The organism is Nostoc sp. NMS8 (assembly GCF_017115045.1).
Taxonomy (GTDB): domain Bacteria; phylum Cyanobacteriota; class Cyanobacteriia; order Cyanobacteriales; family Nostocaceae; genus Nostoc.
Genome location: NZ_JABXKK010000050.1, coordinates 174,055 through 191,284, shown reverse-complemented (window position 1 = coordinate 191,284; position 17,230 = coordinate 174,055). Strand labels below are relative to the sequence as shown.

Below are 17,230 nucleotides of genomic sequence, written 5' to 3'. Positions count from 1 at the left end.
AAATAAAGCAATCGCAAACTACAGATGTTGCGATTGCTTTGCTTCACTGCGTTCCGTACCCTACGGGTTCTCTGAAGGAGTACGCAATGACAAATTATGTTTTACTACATTTGGGATGCTCCCGCTTCTCTGTAAGGGCACATGGATAAAGTATTTTGAATTCTGACTCCTGAACTACGAGCTTATTTTTTCTCAATATACCTCTGCCACATTTGCTGATAAGCCTTCTCCATCTCACGAGTAAACTGCTTACCATTCCAAAGGGGTGCTGTTTGTCGAGATGCTTTCAGTTTCAAAGTAACCTGCTGGCGTAAAGCTTCATCTTTACCCAAGCGCACACCCCATTCTATATATTCTTCATCTGTCCAAGCGATACCTTCTGTCACACCTACATTCATCATCATGGTGTAGCTATTACGAGCCGCAAATTGTTCACCGACTCTTGTCACTAAAGGGATACCCATCCAGAGGGTTTCTAGGGTTGTTGTTGCTCCGTTGTAGGGAAATGTATCTAATACAATATCAGCAATGGCTAAATTAGCACGATGAACTGACTCTAAATAAACTTGTGGTAAAAATCGTAACCGAGAACAATCTACACCCTCTTCTTCGGCAATTTGGTAAAAGAAGCGTTTAATTGTTTCCTCCTCAGCCGGCCCTTTAATCAAAAAATAGCTGTTAGGTACTTGTTTGATAATTTGCATTTGCCATTTTGTCGTTTCTGGATGGCGTTTATATCCTCTTTGGGCGCTGAGATAGACAACGGCATCCATAGGAATATCCAAGTCATCGCGGCGGAGAGTTGGGACACCAACTTCAAAACCATCTACTGCTATGTAAGTTTGAGGTAATCGCCAAATTTTTTCTGTATAGTAATTTTGGGCATCATTTGGCAACACATAAGGATCTGCAATAAAGTAATCAATTGCAGGTATACCTGATGCATCCCACCCCAGCCAAGTAACTTGAATTGGGGCTGGTTTGAGTGCCATCACTTCACTAGTAATATCTAGAGTGATGCTATCAAGGTCAATCAAAATATCAATTTCATCTTGATATATCTGGTCAGCAATTTCTAGACCATTTATGCCTAATTTATGAGCATTACCTGCATTCTGTACATACCAATCTCGGAGAAAATCATCTACTAATTTATAATTCACAAAATAGGTATGAATATCAAATTTATCTCGGTCATGATGTTCAAATAACCAGCGAGCTAGCCAACCAACAGAGTGATTTCTCAAAGCGTAAGATATATAACCAATTTTTAATTTCTTTGCATGGGGTGTTAAATATCGGTTATTAATAAGTTTATGATGATAGTTTTTTTCTTGTGATTGTGCAAGAGCTTGAATATCATTATTAAAAATTTCAGCTATCTTATTATGAATAACTCGAAATTCAGAAGGAGCATCTTTAATATGAGGTATCGCAAAAGCTGGCGTAAGCAACCGTAATATTCTTCCTTCTTCTAAAAGAATTGGTTGAGCTTCAATAAACTGTTTATATACAGTTTCTAATTCTTGGCAAGTTGTACATATCTCTTGCCAATATCCCCCTGCTGACATTAAACCTCTTAACATCAGATGGAGCGCAAAAATTTTATCAGCTAAACTTTCTGATAGGGAATAACATAACTTAGCTGTCTCTATCCCTTGAGAATAATTACGAGCATCTTGATAAAAAGTCGCTAAGTGCCGCAAAATTTCTACATTATCTGGTTCTAATTGTAAATGCAGTTTTAGCACGGATGCTGCTAGTAAAGGCTGTCGCAAAGTATGACCAAGTTGGATAGCAACAGGAAGCAATATACAAAAGCATTGATGAGCATCAGAGAAATAAGGAAGACTAGCTTCTATTAAATTTAGATTAATTGGATGTAAGGGAACAGCATTTAAAATTTCTTTTAAAAGTTGGATTAATAATTCGGCATCAATTTCTATATTTTCTTTCTCGTTTAAACTTTCAATTAATCCCCACTCATTCAAATCATCAATTTCTTCAACTTTTTCTAATTTGATAGAAAGGAGAAGAATTTGAAGCAAATTATTGATATTAATAGGATTAATTTCTCGTATATGTTGGCGAATTAACCAAGCTACAGAATATTCTGCTAGTGTTTCACGCCTTTCAGCTTCTATTTGTAAAACTTGAAATAATTCATTTGTCCAAATTGCTAACTGTTCCTCATCTGCCTCTGTTATTGGCATCATCCAAGTCATTTGAGCTTCTGCTTCTTGCCCTTGTAATAGCAATATTAACCCTAAATGCCAATAATAAGAAATAGCATTTGGTTCTATTTCTATTGCTTGTTCATATAACTGTGCTGCTTCCGAATATTTTTCTTGAATCAAGTATTGTTCAGCTTGGTTTTGCCAATTATATATATCAGTAATCATTGTAATTCTCTGAGAAAGTTTTATGAGAAATATACTTGTGAACAACTTACATAACAGAAATAAAGTGGATAGAAGCATCTACCCACTTTGGAAAACATTTAGTTGACAGACAATTTATATACCGTTTGTCATTGGTTAGTTACTTAGCTAAAGATACGAAGTCGGTGCCCGCGTTGGGACAAACAGGTGCTCCAGCGGTGTAGGCAATTGTAGCGGTACTTGCATTCACACCACCGTTAACCATAGCATTTTTAGATTCACACAAAACAGCCACGGTAGTAGCTTCACTGGTAGCTTGTTGGGTTGTTACCTCTACAATACCTACATAGCTTTTGAGAGGCGCAGTGGCAAGTATTACTTGTGCTAGGTTGCTTACTACACTACCGCCCGTTAAAATGGCAGCCGAGTATTGGTAATTTACGGTTTGTGTTGCTATACCAAGACCTAAAGCACCAATTGAATTTGTAAATGTAGTATTTTCTAAGTAATAAGCTTGTTGGGCGCGGTTCATGGAACCTACATAAGTTTTAGCTTCAGACTGCTTGGCTTTGTTAGCTTGGTTCAAGAAAGAAGGTAGAGCGATCGCAGACAAAATCCCGATGATGATAATTACTACTAATAATTCAATAAGTGTGAAACCTTCGTTTTCCTTCTTTTTGTTGAGGATGTGTTGGATAAATTTGGCTTTTAGTTCGGTTTTCATAAGTGTTTTCCCTGGTGTAGGAAGTGGTTGCGTGTTCTAGATGTAACTTACCCACTTGCGATCACTTTCCTATCACCTTCAGAAAAAAAGTTTGGCTAAATGTTTCAGGAGTGCTGTTAGTTGAGCCAGTGCAACTATTACTTTTTACTCAGCACTCCTTACTCAGCACTGTTTCGGTGAGCGTGTCCCCATTCCGTATCAGCAATGGAGCTTGGTTTAGTCAACACGTCAGGCGATCGCAGATTTCTTATTTCCAAGTCGTCCTCTTCTATATACGGTAAGAGAAACCCTACGCCAGAAGCAGAGATTTTTTCATTGCACAATCTCTACATTGACAGCTATTTTCAGGTAAATAGACCACGCAGTAGGGGCACATGCTGTGCCCTTACGACAGATGTGGTTTAAATACATGAAAACTGCTGTAATATCTAAAAATTGGCGCTTAAACCCACACGGAAAGTAAATCCAGGGCTATATATGCGATTAACTCGCTCATATTGCTCACCAAGTAGATTTTCTAAGTAAACTGTCAATCCTAAATTGCTAGTTAGAGGTATACGACCGCTCAAATCTAAATTCACGAAAGACGGTGCAAAATCTGTAGGCTTGTCACTGGGGTTAGCGAAGATGGATCTACGAGCGCCACTATTGTAGGTAACATACAAATTAGCCTGCCAACCTGAATTTTGATAACCCACGCCAGTTTGCAATATAGAGTAGGGAATCAAACCTAACTGCAAACCTTCCTCTGTTCCTGTTTTGATTTGAGCATCTGTATAAGTATAGTTGAGGAAAGTTGACCAGCTATTTGCAATTAAAAATTGCAATGCAGCCTCTAAACCATTGGTTTCTACTAGTCCAATGTTTGCCCATTTTCCGGCGATGACTCCCAAGCGATCGCCTATACTACTACCAAAGTAAGTAAACTGTCCAATCAGATTTTGAGAAAAATTAACATCCACTCCCGCAGTCCAAGTAGAACCCGTTTCCGGTCTTAAATCAGGATTGGGTTCCCAACCATGAACTGTATCATAAACATACAACTGATCTAACCCAGGATTGCGTTGTCCTCCTGCCCAACTTCCACGCACTGCTACTATTGGTGTGACGGCATAACGCAACCCAACACTAGGGTTAAGATAATTTCCAAATTGGCTGTCAAAGCTTTGTCTTAAGCCTAAATCTATCAAAAAATTATCGTTAATATTCCAAGTATTCACAGCAAATAAAGCTGTATTGAACAAACTCCGATCTTCAGTTTCATTTTTGGCAATACTACTAGGATTTGTACTCAAAACATCACCGATTAAGTCGGTGTTTTTCAAATCTAATCCCCAACGCAATTTATTATTGGCAGTAATTTTCCATTCATGATCTACCCTAGCTGTGAGTTGTTGTGTATCTAAAGCTCCTGTACGGTAAAATGCTCCTGTAGGGCCATAAGTGCTGAAATAATCTTGGTTATAACCAATTGAAGTTGTCAAATTAGAGCTTTCGCCATTACCTAGTCGAGTTTTCCAAGATAAGCCAAGGTTTAAACCATCGTGGTCTAATCTATCTCTTTGGAGAGGAAAGCCAAAATAAATTAAGCCGCGACGACTACTGAGTTTAGTAACATCTAAATTCAATGAGTTTTTCTGATCTAAATCTAGTCCAATGCTACCAAAATAAGTACTTGTCGCTGTGTCTGCATTTGATAAAAACCCCTGACTATCACGATTAGCTGCACCTACAGGGACGCGGTAACGGTTATCTGTAAAGAATCTTTCAAAGCTAAAGTTGTACTTGACTTTATCAGATGAACCACCATAAGCCACTTGTTGATTATTTAAACTCAATGAGCCAAATTCCGCACTTCCACTCAATTTAGGTTTGCCATAACCTTCTTTGGTGATGATATTCACAACTCCCCCAAAGGCTGAAGAACCAAATAAAGCGGAGGCTGTACCGCTATATAATTCCACTCGTTCAATTGCCTCTACAGGAATACTATTTAAATCAGTACCACCATGATAAGTGTTGACGTTATTGTTAATTGGTTTGCTATTAATCAGAAATACAGACTGATTAATTGAGGCTCCTCGATAGTATGTACCTGTGTGAATATCTGCACCATGACCGACATCATTGATTGCAAAACCAGGCATTCTTTTCAAAATATCGGCTAAACTTGCAGCACCCTGCTTTTTAATTTCTTCTCGATCAATTACGTAAGTTGGAGTAGATTGAGGTAGATTATCTGGTTCTGCGATCGCTTCTATAGAAATGTCTACATCATCACTGGGAGTTGGCTCTGTTTCTGGCTGAGTTTCTTCTGGATTAACTTGAATCGGTACAGATTGTTGAGATAATAATTCGGCATTAGTAGCGGGTAGCTCAATTTCACTCAAACTCGGAATATCTGAAATGATTTCGGTCGATTTATGATTATTTCTCTGCTCAATTTCACTCTCAGCAGCATAACTAGGAAATGCTATCAGTAAACTCGGTAAAGCAACTGTTAGCAACAAAAAATCCTTTTTCACGTTCTCTTTCACACCAAGTAAAAACAGTTACTACGTAGCATTGTGGCTGTAATAGTAAAATCGTGTCAAAAGACACGCTGTCATATTTCTATGGTTCAGATGAAACTGTTATCGTAATTCGTAATTCGTAATTTATAATGCAATACGCTTGGGTTAAGGGCTAATGACAACATTTTTGGGTTTTCGAGTTTTCGAGACGCGATAAATCGCCGTCTCTACAAGTATTTTTTGCTCATTCTGAACTGTATTGATTTATAATGCCGTATTTTTTGATGTAAACGACAAAAAACGATATTGTCAGAAATTGTGGGTTGAAATTTCCCCAATGCCTAATGCCCTATGATTAACTACTTTCGCTCCAATGTTGATGCAATGGCTAGCTACGTTCCCGGTGAGCAGCCTCAACGTGGTACACAGATCATTAAACTTAACAGCAATGAAAACCCCTATCCTCCTTCTCCTGCCGCATTAGCTGTGCTACGGAATATCGATGGTGAGTGGTTACGGCGGTATCCAGAGCCTTTCGGTAGAGAGTTCCGGCAAGCTGCAAGTAAAGTTTTAGAAGTTCCTAGTGATTGGATTATCGTCGGAAATGGTAGTGATGAATTATTGAGCGTAATCATTCGAGCCTGTGTAGAACCTGGGAAGAAGGTTGTTTACCCGATGCCAACTTATGTGCTATATCGCACGTTGGCAGAAATGCAAGCGGCGGAAATTATTGAAATTTCCTACAGCGAGGACTACAGCTTACCTTTAGAAGAACTGGTTGCCGCCAATGGTTCTGTGACATTTATTGCGTCGCCCAATAGTCCATCAGGGCATGTGGTGGCAACAAATGACTTGCGAAAATTAGCCAGCCAGTTATCTGGGGTTTTGGTGATTGATGAAGCTTATGTAGATTTTACCGAAGAGAATGCCTTGGCTTTGGTAAAGGAATACGAAAACGTCATCGTGATTCGGACACTTTCTAAGGGGTACTCATTGGCAGGATTACGCCTGGGTTTTGGGGTGGCGAATCCCCAACTGTTGCAGGGATTGTTTAAGGTGAAAGATAGCTATAACATTGATGCGATCGCTTGTGCAATTGGTACAGCTGCTATTACCGATCAAGCTTATAAAAATGCTTGTGTAGCAAAGATTAAGGCATCACGGACTAAGTTAGCAACAGACTTGAAACAATTGGGTTTTCATATTTGGGATTCCCAAACTAACTTTTTGTTGGCACAGCCAAGAGAAGACAATGCAGAATATCTTTATCAAAAACTGAAGGAAGGAGGAATTTTAATCCGCTACTTTAAGCAACCTGGACTAGATGATAAATTACGTATTACTGTTGGCACTGATGAGCAAAATCAGGCTCTAGTGGAGGCACTAATTGATTTATTAAAGACTGGGGACAAAAAAGATGGGGAAAAGAGAATCTAAAACCTCGGCTACACCTGGAATTTTGACTTCTCTACTTCTGAGAAATTGCTTATTGTAAAAAATTTACTTTGTGAGCGTTGCACAGCATATATATAGTGCGGTATGTCACGCCAGAGTGTTTCCTGAACGACCTTGAGGCCATTCTTCTGGGCTACACGCTGAGAGGAAATGTTCTCTGGGCGAATCAGGGAAATGACGCGATGATCGCAACCCAGGATGTTAAAGGCATAGTCCTGGCAAGCAGATGCAGCTTCAGTTGCGTAACCCTGCATTTGTTGGTCACGGCGGACATGATAACCGATTTCGAGTTCTTGGTGTCCTTCGACTTCTTGCCAAATCAATCCGCAGTCGCCGATTAGCTCACCTGTGGTTTTGAGAACCATCGCCCATAAGCCGAGACCATGCTGCACGTAGCTGCGGCGATGCCGGTCAATCCAATTTCGCACCATCTCGCGGTCAAACGGCTTTGGGTAGTAGCGCATCGATTCTGCATCGCCGAGAACAAGTAGTAGCGCGTCGAGGTCAGAAGGCGTCATTTCCCGCAAGAATAGGCGTTGAGTTTCCAATATCATTAGTGAATCCTCATTTAGCCATTGTCTAGTTTATCTTGATTTTTTCTGTCAAGCGATCGCAACTTGAGACTGAAAGTAAAATATTTTACTTTTGCAGATTCCGCTTCATTTGTTCTAATTCATCCTGAGTTTCCCAGCTACGAAACTTATCTTCTAAGTCATCAAAACTACTAGAATAACTGCTAGTTTGATTCGACCAGCCAACGGTTTCAAAACGCTGCTGGGTTTGCGCTTTAGCACGGGCTGTCTGTGCTTCAGCGGCTTTAGCTTGCACCTCTTGTCGCCGCTGCTGAATTTTTTGCAGTAGTTCCTGAGATTGCTGAATGCGTTCTTTCAGCCCTTGCATCTGTCCCCAACGCTGATTTCCTTCGCGCAACAAGGCTGCTTCTCGCTCACCCGCCGCCGCCGCCAAATCTTCTCTACTAGCGTTTTTAGCTTTTTGAATACGGATATGCCAACGCTGAATTTCTTGAGCGGTGGACAGAATTTCTTCTTGCGATCGCTTCTCTTGTACTTGTAAATCTGCGATCAGCTTTAATGTGTCTTCTTCTTGCTCACGCAGCTGTTCTAGCAGCGCCTCTAGCTCCAAATGTGGATTGCTACGCAAGAATTCTTCTAAACGGTTTTCTAGAAACCGACTCAAATCATCAAATAAGCCCACTGCTAAAACTCCATAAATTGGGTGCGTGACTATTTTATTGTATTGAAACTCGTACATTGTCGAGACAATATGAATTCAGAAGTCAGAATAAATAAGTGGCGGGTCTGAATCCACCACTTATTATTTGCCTTTGGCGTCTCCCAAAAGGAGAAGACCACTAAATCTACGATTTAGTGGGGTAGGCATTGCCCTCCCCACTAAATTGCTAAAATTTCACATCTAAAGTACGCACCAAAAAAGCCCATTTATCTGCGGCTTCTTCGATAATTTTAGCTGTGGGTTTACCCGCACCATGTCCGGCTTTAGTCTCAATTCTAATTAAGGTTGGTGTATTCCCTGTGTGAGCCGCTTGCAAAGCTGCGGCAAATTTGAAACTATGAGCAGGGACAACGCGATCGTCATGATCGGCTGTGGTAATCAAGGTTGCTGGGTAAGCTGTATTTTGTTTGATGTTGTGTAATGGCGAATAAGCATACAGCGCTGGAAACTCTTCTAGGTTATCTGCTGAACCATATTCGGAAGTCCAAGCCCAACCGATGGTAAATTTGTGGAACCGCAACATATCCATGACGCCAACAGCGGGTAAAGCTGCACCAAATAAATCGGGACGTTGGGTTATGCAAGCACCCACTAATAAACCGCCGTTACTACCACCTGCGATCGCTAGCTTCTCTGTCTTAGTATACTTGTTAGCAATCAACCACTCAGCAGCGCCAATAAAGTCATCAAAGACATTCTGCTTTTTATCTTTTATTCCTGCTTGATGCCATTCTTCACCGTATTCTCCACCACCGCGGATATTAGGCATTGCATAGACACCACCCATCTCCATCCACACCAACAGACTCACAGAAAAGCTAGGTGTCATTGAGGCATTAAAACCGCCATAAGCATAGAGATAAGTAGGATTATTTCCATCTAATTTGATACCCTTTTTGTGGGTAATAAACATTGGTACTCTAGTACCATCTTGGCTCTGATAAAAGACTTGTTTTGTCTCGTAATCATCGGGATTAAAATCTACCTGTGGTTGGCGAAAAACCTCGCTTTTTCCTGTCACCAAGTTGTAGCGATAAATAGTGCCTGGGATGGTAAAGCTAGTAAAACTATAAAAAGTTTCAGTATCATAACGCTTACCACCAAAGCCTCCGGCTGAACCTAGTCCCGGTAGTTCTACCTCTCGAATAAACTCACCTTTTAGGTCAAAAATTTTGATTTGGCTGTGAGCATCTTTGAGGTAATCAGCAACAAATTGATTATTAAGTATACCGACACTTTCCAAAGTCTCCGCAGATTGGGGAATGATTTCTCGCCAATTTTCTGATGCAGAGTTTTTCGTATCAATGGCAATCACTTTTCCCCGTGGTGCATTTAAATCTGTGCGGAAATAAAAGACGCTATCATCATTGTCAATAAAGCTGTAATCTGCCTCAAACTGGTTAATTAGTTCTATGACTTCCGCATTAGGGTTAGTCAAATCTTTGGAGAAAACTAAATTTTTGGAGTCAGTACCCAGCGAAATTGAAATTATTAAATAGCGTCCATCTTCAGTAACACCACCACTAAAACCCCATTCCTTTTGGTCAGGGCGATAGTAAATTAAAACATCTTCTGATTGAGGTTTACCTAATTGATGATAGTAGAGCTTTTGATAATAGTTAACATCTTCTAATTGAGTTTTTTCATTTGGCTCATCGTAGCAACTGTAGAAAAAACCTTGATTATCGTGTGTCCAAGATGCACCCGAAAATTTAATCCATTTCAGGTGATCATGGAGGTCTTCACCAGTTTCAACATCGCGTACTTTCCACTCTTGCCAATCAGAACCAGAAGACGATAGACCATAAGCTAAAAGTCTACCATCCTCACTAATAGATAATCCCGAAAGAGCAATAGTGCCATCTCCTGAGAGTTTATTCGAGTCGAGTAAAACTTTGGGTTGATCGTCGAGGGTTTTCAGAGTGTAAAGGACACTTTGATTTTGCAGCCCGTCATTTTTAAAATAAAAGTAGCGTTCGGTGGAACCGTCTCGCAGAGATTCGCCTTCTTTAAAAGGGATACCATATTTTTCGTAATCCCAAAGTTTGGTAAGGCGTTGTTTAATTTTTTCCCTAGCAGGAATTTCACTCAGGTAGCCAAAAGTAACTTGATTTTGTGCCTCAATCCAAGCCTTTGTTTTTTCAGAGTCAGGATCTTCTAACCAACGGTAAGGATCTGCGACTAAAGTACCGTGGTAATCATCGACTTGATTACTCTTGTGGCTGGATGGGTAGGTAAGAGGTTTTTCAGAATCAGGCATAGTCTTAGATCAAAATTGCTTCTTTACATACTACAAAGATAGACCCAAGACGTGGAGTATAGAAACAGAGAGAGGTGTCACCGAAACAGCACTCCTGAACTCGTTCCCAGCCTCCAGGCTGGGAACGTATTCTGAGAGATTCTGACTCTCGTCAAGCCAAACACTTGTAGAGACGGCGATTCATCGCGTCTCGAAAACCCAAAATTGTTGCTAGTAGGCCTTAACTCAATACAGTTCAGCTAAGCTTCTCTTCCTTTGCGGTTCGTTAAAAAAAGGATTTTAGCCTTAACTTAACAGCATAGGACTTACGCATTGACAGAAAAGCCAAAATAAGAGGTATAGTTTTCAAGGCTTCTAGGTAGGTTTTTCAGTCATATTTTGGCGATCGCCAGCAATCAAAAGTGACCGCCAAAAGCCTTAAACAACGTATTTACGTTAATACACAAGATAGTTTTTTTTACAGTGCGTAAGTCCTACAGTATTAGGCCTTAACCCAATACGCTTGGGTTAAGACAAGAGACGCGATGAATCGCCCTCTCTACAATAATCAGTCTTTCGCCTTGACAGCAGCCCTACAAGGTGTTTATCAAAATTGTGAAACTAAGCATTACTTGTAGTGGTAATAAGTTTCTCCCCTTTCAGCATCCGCGCTGCGGCTTCGAGAAGAGCTTCTTCGAGATAAGGCTTGGTAAAGTAGCCACTAGCACCAAGTTGAGACGCAATTTGTCTGTGCTTGTCTGCACCCCGCGAGGTGAGCATGGCGATCGGTAAGTGATTGAGGTTAGAGTCTTTCTGAATGCGAGAGAGTAATTCCAGTCCATCGCAACGGGGCATTTCGATGTCGCAAAATACGATATCGCAAGGTAGACCGGAGCGGAGTTTATCCCAAGCTTCCTGACCGTCACGCGCCTGTTCTACGCGATAACCTGCCTTATTAAAGGTTAAGGACAGCAACTCTCGGACTGTAATCGAGTCATCGACAATTAGCACTGTCGGGTCAATCTTCGCTGGAGAGGTATCTTGAGTAGCTTTTTGTTGCCAAGAATTGCCACCAGTTTGTGTAGAAATCCGTCCCTGGAAAATGTCAATTATTTCCAGCACGTCAGCAATGGGCATAATCCGACCATCACCCAGGACTGTAGCACCAGCGACACCGATGGGTTTGGGCGCTGGCCCTTCAAATTGCTTAATTACAATTTCTTGTTCGCTCAACACCAGGTCAATCTGTAGAGCAATCAGGGTATTTGCCGATCGCACCACAACCACAGAAACCATATCATCATCTCTGGTGCCGCCATAGACATTACCGCGACTGATTTGGCGATTGAAGGTTAAAAGTTCCTTCAAAGGTCGGAATGGCAGCACTGTATCACGCCAGGAAATAAATGATTGCCCATTGGCATCATGTTGAATATTTTTGACTGGTATATCCAGCGTATCTTCTACACCATCCATCGGGAAGGCAATCCTGGAGCGATCGGAGACGCAGCAGAGGGCTTTACAAATACTTAGAGTTAGTGGTAAACGAATGGTGAAGGTGGTTCCCTTGCCAATAGCAGAATCGGTGTTTACTGTTCCCCGAATTTCGCTAATCTCGGAGCGCACTACGTCCATACCCACACCACGACCGGAAATTTCATCGGCTTGGTCTTTAATCGTAAAACCAGACTGGAACAGCAGATCGTAGACTTCCAGGCGAGACATGGCTTTTGCCTGTGCTTCTGTAAGCATACCAATCTTCACCGCCTTAGCCTTAACCTTTGCAGAGTCAATACCTGCGCCATCATCACCTACAGAAATGATCGTTTGATTACCTTGGTGGAAGGCACGGATAGTAATAATTCCCACAGGTGGTTTTCCAACAGCTTGCCTCTCTTCTGGGGTTTCAATACCGTGAGCGATCGCATTATTCAGCATGTGAGTCAGCGGATCGGTCAGATGATCTAAAATCATCTTGTCAATTAACGTCTCACCACCTTCGATCACTAACTCTACTTGTTTGCCACACTTAATAGCGTTGTCACGCACTCCTCGCCGCCAGCGATCGATTGTTTGGGCAAAAGGCACCATTCGCGCTCTAGTTAATCCCTCTTGTAACTGGGTGGTTACTTGGCGGAACTGCCTTGCGACTCGCTCGGTTTCTTCGGTAACAAAATCAATGTCACTAGCCGACTCACGCACTCGCACAATGCGCTCAATCATCTGTTGTGAGAGTGTATGGAAAGGAGTAAAACGATCCATTTCTAACTCGCTAAAACCCCTATCAGCGTTGGAATCTGGCGCTTGAAAGCCTGGGTCTTTCTTTTTGCGTCCAGCTAACAGAGAGGCTTCTAGAAGCGATCGCTCGTACAATTCCTGCATCCTAGCGCCGACATCCGAGAGTTGTTGTACCTGAATCAGCAAGTTATCTAATGACTGCCGCAGCCGTTCATGATCCTGCTCTAAGGTATTGCGATTTACCACCAACTCTCCGACTAAATTACTCATATCGTCCAGTTGTTTCACTGGAACCTTCATCGTTTCTTCAAATCTCGCAGCCCGACGAGTAGAGGGACGGGTAGCTTTGCTGGTGTTATATTTAACTACAGGGGAATGGGATATTGTTTGATCTGCTTCTGCCAGCAACTTCTCCAAATCGCCAAATTCATCTTTGATCGCTGCTAATGGAATGGGATTTTTCGCCAAGACTGGTTGAATGTCTTGGGGCTGGATGCGATCGCTATCTGTACCTAACAATTCTTCCAGGGCAGTAAAATCTACTTCTGGTATCTCCTTAGTTTTGGAGATTGGTTCTAATTCCTCTCCTAGTAATGCTTCCAAGTCTGCAAATTCATCTTCTGAAGCAATCTCTTCAATAGGTTCTGTAGTTGCCAATTCGTCAGTCGGGGCAATGATAGGATTTTCTGCAACTTCAGATATCTCTCCTAAATTCCACAAATCGGTTTCTACATCTTCCTGAATAACCGTTTGTGTGAAATCATTGATAGCTTCTGAGTCAACTTTTGTCGTATTTTCTCCTAATTCTTCCTGATTTACTGCTGCTATCAGAGTCGTTGCTGTCAACAATAAATCATTTTCAAAATCTGTATTCTCTGTGAATTCAAAGGTTGTTTCTAAATTATTATTCTCATCAGTCTCTAAAACTTCTGAGCTTGTCTGCCCTGAATCTGAAGTTTCACCAAAACTAATAGTTTCTGATAGTTCATCCACAGATAATTCTGTGGGTTCCATCTGAATATAAGTAGATGTAACTACATCTTCAAACAGCAGTTGCGGATTTTCATCAAATGGACTGAACAAATCTCCTGGCTGTGCTTCGGCTGATGCTGAATCTGAAGTTTCACCAAACCTAATAGTTTCTGATAGTTCAACCACAGACAATTCTGTGGGTTCAATCTGAATATAGGTGGAGTCTGTGGCGACATCTTCAAACAGTAGTTGCGGATTTTCATCAAATGGACTGAACAAATCTCCTGGCTGTGCTTCGGCTGATGCTGAATCTGAAGTTTCACCAAACCTAATAGTTTCTGATAGTTCAACCACAGACAATTCTGTGGGTTCAATCTGAATATAGGTGGAGTCTGTGGCGACATCTTCAAACAGTAGTTGCGGATTTTCATCAAATGGACTGAACAAATCTCCTGGCTGTGCTTCGGCTGATGCTGAATCTGAAGTTTCGCCAAAACTAATAGTTTCTGATAGTTCATCCACAGACAATTCTGTGGTTTCCATCTGAATATAGGTGGAATCTATAACTACATTTTCAAATAGCAGTTGCGGATTTTCATCAAAGGAGCCGAACAAATCACCTGGCTGTGCTTCGGTTAATTCTGAATCTGAAGTTTCGCCAAAACTAATAGTTTCTGATAGTTCATCCACAGACAATTCTGTGGTTTCCATCTGAATATAGGTGGAATCTATAACTACATTTTCAAATAGCAGTTGCGGATTTTCATCAAAGGAGCCGAACAAATCACCTGGCTGTGCTTCGGTTAATTCTGAATCTGAAGTTTCGCCAAAACTAATAGTTTCTGATAGTTCATCCACAGATAATTCTGTGGTTTCCATCTGAATATAGGTGGAATCTATAACTACATTTTCAAACAGCAGTTGCGGATTTTCATCGAAGGGATCTAATGAATTAGCTTCCAGAGCAACACCATATATCTCTGAGGGCTGATTAGTAAATTCTGGAACAAAATCTAAAGCTTCTGGTTGTTGCGGCCTGATAATTTCTTCCTCTGGATGCTGCGCGAACGACGGTGTTTCAGTCGTAGAGGCCTTTTTGATTATCGGGGAAGCAGTTGAGTCAATTGGTGCTAACTCATCAAATAAATCATCTCCAGAATTTGATGATAATATCAAATCTAGCTGTTCTTGATGCTGGAAATTGATATCAAAATCTTCTTCTAGATCAAAACTGGCTATTGGAGAAGGTATGGATTGCTGACTATCGGCAAAAATATCATCAGCCGCCGCAGTAAACAAACTCTCATCTAACGCCCTTTCCACATTCTGCTCAATTAAGGAATCAAATTCGTCTTTTTCCTCTGTGGTCTCCTGGCTCCAGAAGTTGCTCAGATCGTTTTCTGATTGAGAAAACTCTGGTGCCGTTGTTGGAGATGTATCGAATAAATCACCACTTTCTGATTCACTTGTCGGCAGTAGTGTCTGTTCTTCCGTATCTGCAAATAGGTCGTCCAAAGACAAGCCTGTTTGCTGGGGTAATTCTATATAGTCACTAGGGGTAATTTCTTCTACCCAATTTGCATTTCTAGTTTCTAAGAATAAGTTATCAAAACTGTTTTGTTGGTTGTTAGATAGTTCCACACTGGCGAAGGTCTCAGTTTCGGGTTGAGTCACTTCGCTTGTTAGCAATAGTTCTTCTTCATCTAGTGCCAGTGTGAATAAATCTTCTAGTACACTATTTTGGTCAATATTTTCAGGAGTTTGATTTATATCGCTAGGAATATCAATAAATTCTTGTAAATTTTCGGGAGAAGAAGAGTCTAAATTTATATCAAGTACGTTAATATCACTCAACTCTAGAGTCGTAGCAGCTGTTTGTTGATTTTGCGGTTCGGAATTATCTTTTTCTAGGAAATTGTCGCCAAATAACAGGGATAAATCTTCTGCCGCAGTTGTGGTTGCTGGTTGCTGCGTGCTGCTTGTGTCTTGATCAAAGGAGAGTAAATCGGATAAATCGCCATCAGCAGCGTCAGCGTCAGTGCTGCTGAAATCAATTCCAAAATCATCGGTAGCAACAATATCTAAGGTTTCTTCTTGATGCCAGCTTTCATCTAGTTCGGGAGTTTCACCTTCAAATAAATCGGCAAGGGTATTTAACTCGGCTATTCCTACCTCTGGCCCGTGGGGGTCAATATTGTTACTAATTGGATGTGCTTCGTCATGTGTGGTGAAACTAAGACTGGTATGAGTTGCAGCGTTTAGTGGTGTCCCTTGGAGAATATAGGAGCGATCGTTATTATCCTGTTCTAAATTCAGTTCTTCTATTTTCTGGGTTAACAACTCGGTGTTAGCAGATAGAATTGGCTCTGATTCTGTCAAAGCCGCAGACTCATCATCAAATAAATCAGGCGTAATTTCTAATAACTCAATTTCTGCAAAGCTCAAAAGTGCTTCTAGTTGCTGACTAATTGCAATTTCAGCTTCTCTACCTTGCAGAACTAATTCTTGAGCTTGTTTGATTTCGGTAATGACAATTTTAGCTAAAGTCAAATAAGTATTTTCGGGATTACCGATCGCACTGGCTGCTGCTTGGCACAAACCGCACCACTTAGGCAAATTCCAAGTCTCACCAAGTTTGACTAACTGGTGACAGCATTGCTGGAGGTTTTGCCGAGTTGAAGGGGTTGTGGTTTGCTTAAATAGCTGCAACATTTCCCGCAGTCTTTGCAGCACTTGGGCTTGAAACTCGCCCCAGTTATTTTCTTTAGCTGTGACTGGCGCGAGTCCGTGGGTGTCTCGCACTTCCTGGGCTGTTACCGAGTCTAGAGATTCCTGATGGGCGTCTTCTGCCAAACTGGGAATATCTCGCCGCAGGAAAAGTTCTGTAAGTGTGGAGACATTTTCTAAAGAGGTTGGATGTAGTTCTGTCACATCAGGGCTAGTAACTACTCGATCCTTTGCTTGTTCTACAAGTAGTTCTAGATGCTCATACAGCCATTTAAAAACTGGCTCTGTTTCTGACATCAAAGTATTAGCTGCATCTTCGGAAAGACCATAAGGCCCACTCAAATGCTCTAACAGCGATTTTAACGTATCAGATACACCAAGAAATAAAGACTCTAACTTTTGGTCAATCTGAACCGGATTATCTTTAAGAACTTTAAAACAATCTTCCAGACGGTGGGAGGTATGCTGGATGCTAGTTAATCCAAGCATCGCCGCTCCTCCTTTGATGGAGTGAGCCGCCCGGAAGACTTCACTGATCATTTCCGGGTCGTTCAGAGTACCCTCTAAATTCAGTAAGCCTTGCTCAATGGTATTCAGGTGATCCCTGGCTTCTTCAATAAAGTAACCCAAAATCCGCTGTTGTTGTTCCGGCAGCATAGTTTTTAGTCATTAGTCATTGGTCATCAGTCATTAGTCACTAGTCATTGGTCATTGGTCATTAGCAAAT

Annotated in this window: 8 protein-coding genes; 1 reads left to right on the top strand and 7 read right to left on the bottom strand. The window is 41.3% G+C overall.

Annotated elements, in window-relative coordinates:
• Positions 1–182: 182 nt before the first annotated feature.
• The 3 genes from HWQ39_RS09605 to HWQ39_RS09595 all read right to left on the bottom strand — a co-directional run bounded on the left by HWQ39_RS09605 (position 183) and on the right by HWQ39_RS09595 (position 5,630).
• Positions 183–2,402, bottom strand: coding sequence for a tetratricopeptide repeat protein (locus HWQ39_RS09605; protein WP_292843679.1), 2,220 nt, complete (start codon positions 2,400–2,402; stop codon positions 183–185).
• Positions 2,403–2,541: 139 nt separating this feature from the next.
• The gene (locus HWQ39_RS09600; RefSeq protein ID WP_292843677.1) at positions 2,542–3,105 is read right to left on the bottom strand and encodes a type IV pilin-like G/H family protein; all 564 of its coding nucleotides are present in this window, start codon (positions 3,103–3,105) and stop codon (positions 2,542–2,544) included.
• A gap of 428 nt (positions 3,106–3,533) precedes the next feature.
• Positions 3,534–5,630, bottom strand: coding sequence for a TonB-dependent receptor (locus HWQ39_RS09595; protein ID WP_292843676.1), 2,097 nt, complete (start codon positions 5,628–5,630; stop codon positions 3,534–3,536).
• A 339-nt stretch (positions 5,631–5,969) separates the two neighbouring features.
• Between HWQ39_RS09595 and hisC the strand changes: the two genes are divergently transcribed.
• Positions 5,970–7,055: a histidinol-phosphate transaminase gene (gene hisC, locus HWQ39_RS09590; protein WP_292843674.1), complete on the top strand. Its 1,086-nt coding sequence runs from the start codon at positions 5,970–5,972 to the stop codon at positions 7,053–7,055.
• A gap of 8 nt (positions 7,056–7,063) precedes the next feature.
• On the opposite strand, the gene HWQ39_RS09585 is transcribed toward hisC, so the two are convergent.
• The 4 genes from HWQ39_RS09585 to HWQ39_RS09570 all read right to left on the bottom strand — a co-directional run bounded on the left by HWQ39_RS09585 (position 7,064) and on the right by HWQ39_RS09570 (position 17,160).
• On the bottom strand, positions 7,064–7,627 hold the full coding sequence (locus HWQ39_RS09585) for a GNAT family N-acetyltransferase (RefSeq protein ID WP_292843673.1): 564 nt from the start codon (positions 7,625–7,627) through the stop codon (positions 7,064–7,066).
• Positions 7,628–7,712: 85 nt separating this feature from the next.
• Positions 7,713–8,288, bottom strand: coding sequence for a TIGR04376 family protein (locus HWQ39_RS09580; protein ID WP_292843761.1), 576 nt, complete (start codon positions 8,286–8,288; stop codon positions 7,713–7,715).
• Positions 8,289–8,493: 205 nt separating this feature from the next.
• Positions 8,494–10,587: a prolyl oligopeptidase family serine peptidase gene (locus tag HWQ39_RS09575; RefSeq protein WP_292843672.1), complete on the bottom strand. Its 2,094-nt coding sequence runs from the start codon at positions 10,585–10,587 to the stop codon at positions 8,494–8,496.
• A gap of 600 nt (positions 10,588–11,187) precedes the next feature.
• Positions 11,188–17,160 carry a response regulator gene (locus HWQ39_RS09570; RefSeq protein WP_292843670.1) on the bottom strand — a complete coding sequence of 1,991 codons (5,973 nt, stop codon included), beginning with the start codon at positions 17,158–17,160 and terminating at the stop codon, positions 11,188–11,190.
• Positions 17,161–17,230: the final 70 nt, after the last annotated feature.

What these genes read in the sequence shown, in the direction of transcription:
- HWQ39_RS09605 (WP_292843679.1), bottom strand. Translation starts at nt 2,402, where the DNA reads ATGATTACTGATATATATAATTGGCAAAACCAAGCTGAACAATACTTG.
- HWQ39_RS09600 (WP_292843677.1), bottom strand. Translation starts at nt 3,105, where the DNA reads ATGAAAACCGAACTAAAAGCCAAATTTATCCAACACATCCTCAACAAA.
- hisC (WP_292843674.1), top strand. Translation starts at nt 5,970, where the DNA reads ATGATTAACTACTTTCGCTCCAATGTTGATGCAATGGCTAGCTACGTT.
- HWQ39_RS09585 (WP_292843673.1), bottom strand. Translation starts at nt 7,627, where the DNA reads ATGATATTGGAAACTCAACGCCTATTCTTGCGGGAAATGACGCCTTCT.
- HWQ39_RS09575 (WP_292843672.1), bottom strand. Translation starts at nt 10,587, where the DNA reads ATGCCTGATTCTGAAAAACCTCTTACCTACCCATCCAGCCACAAGAGT.
- HWQ39_RS09570 (WP_292843670.1), bottom strand. Translation starts at nt 17,160, where the DNA reads ATGCTGCCGGAACAACAACAGCGGATTTTGGGTTACTTTATTGAAGAA.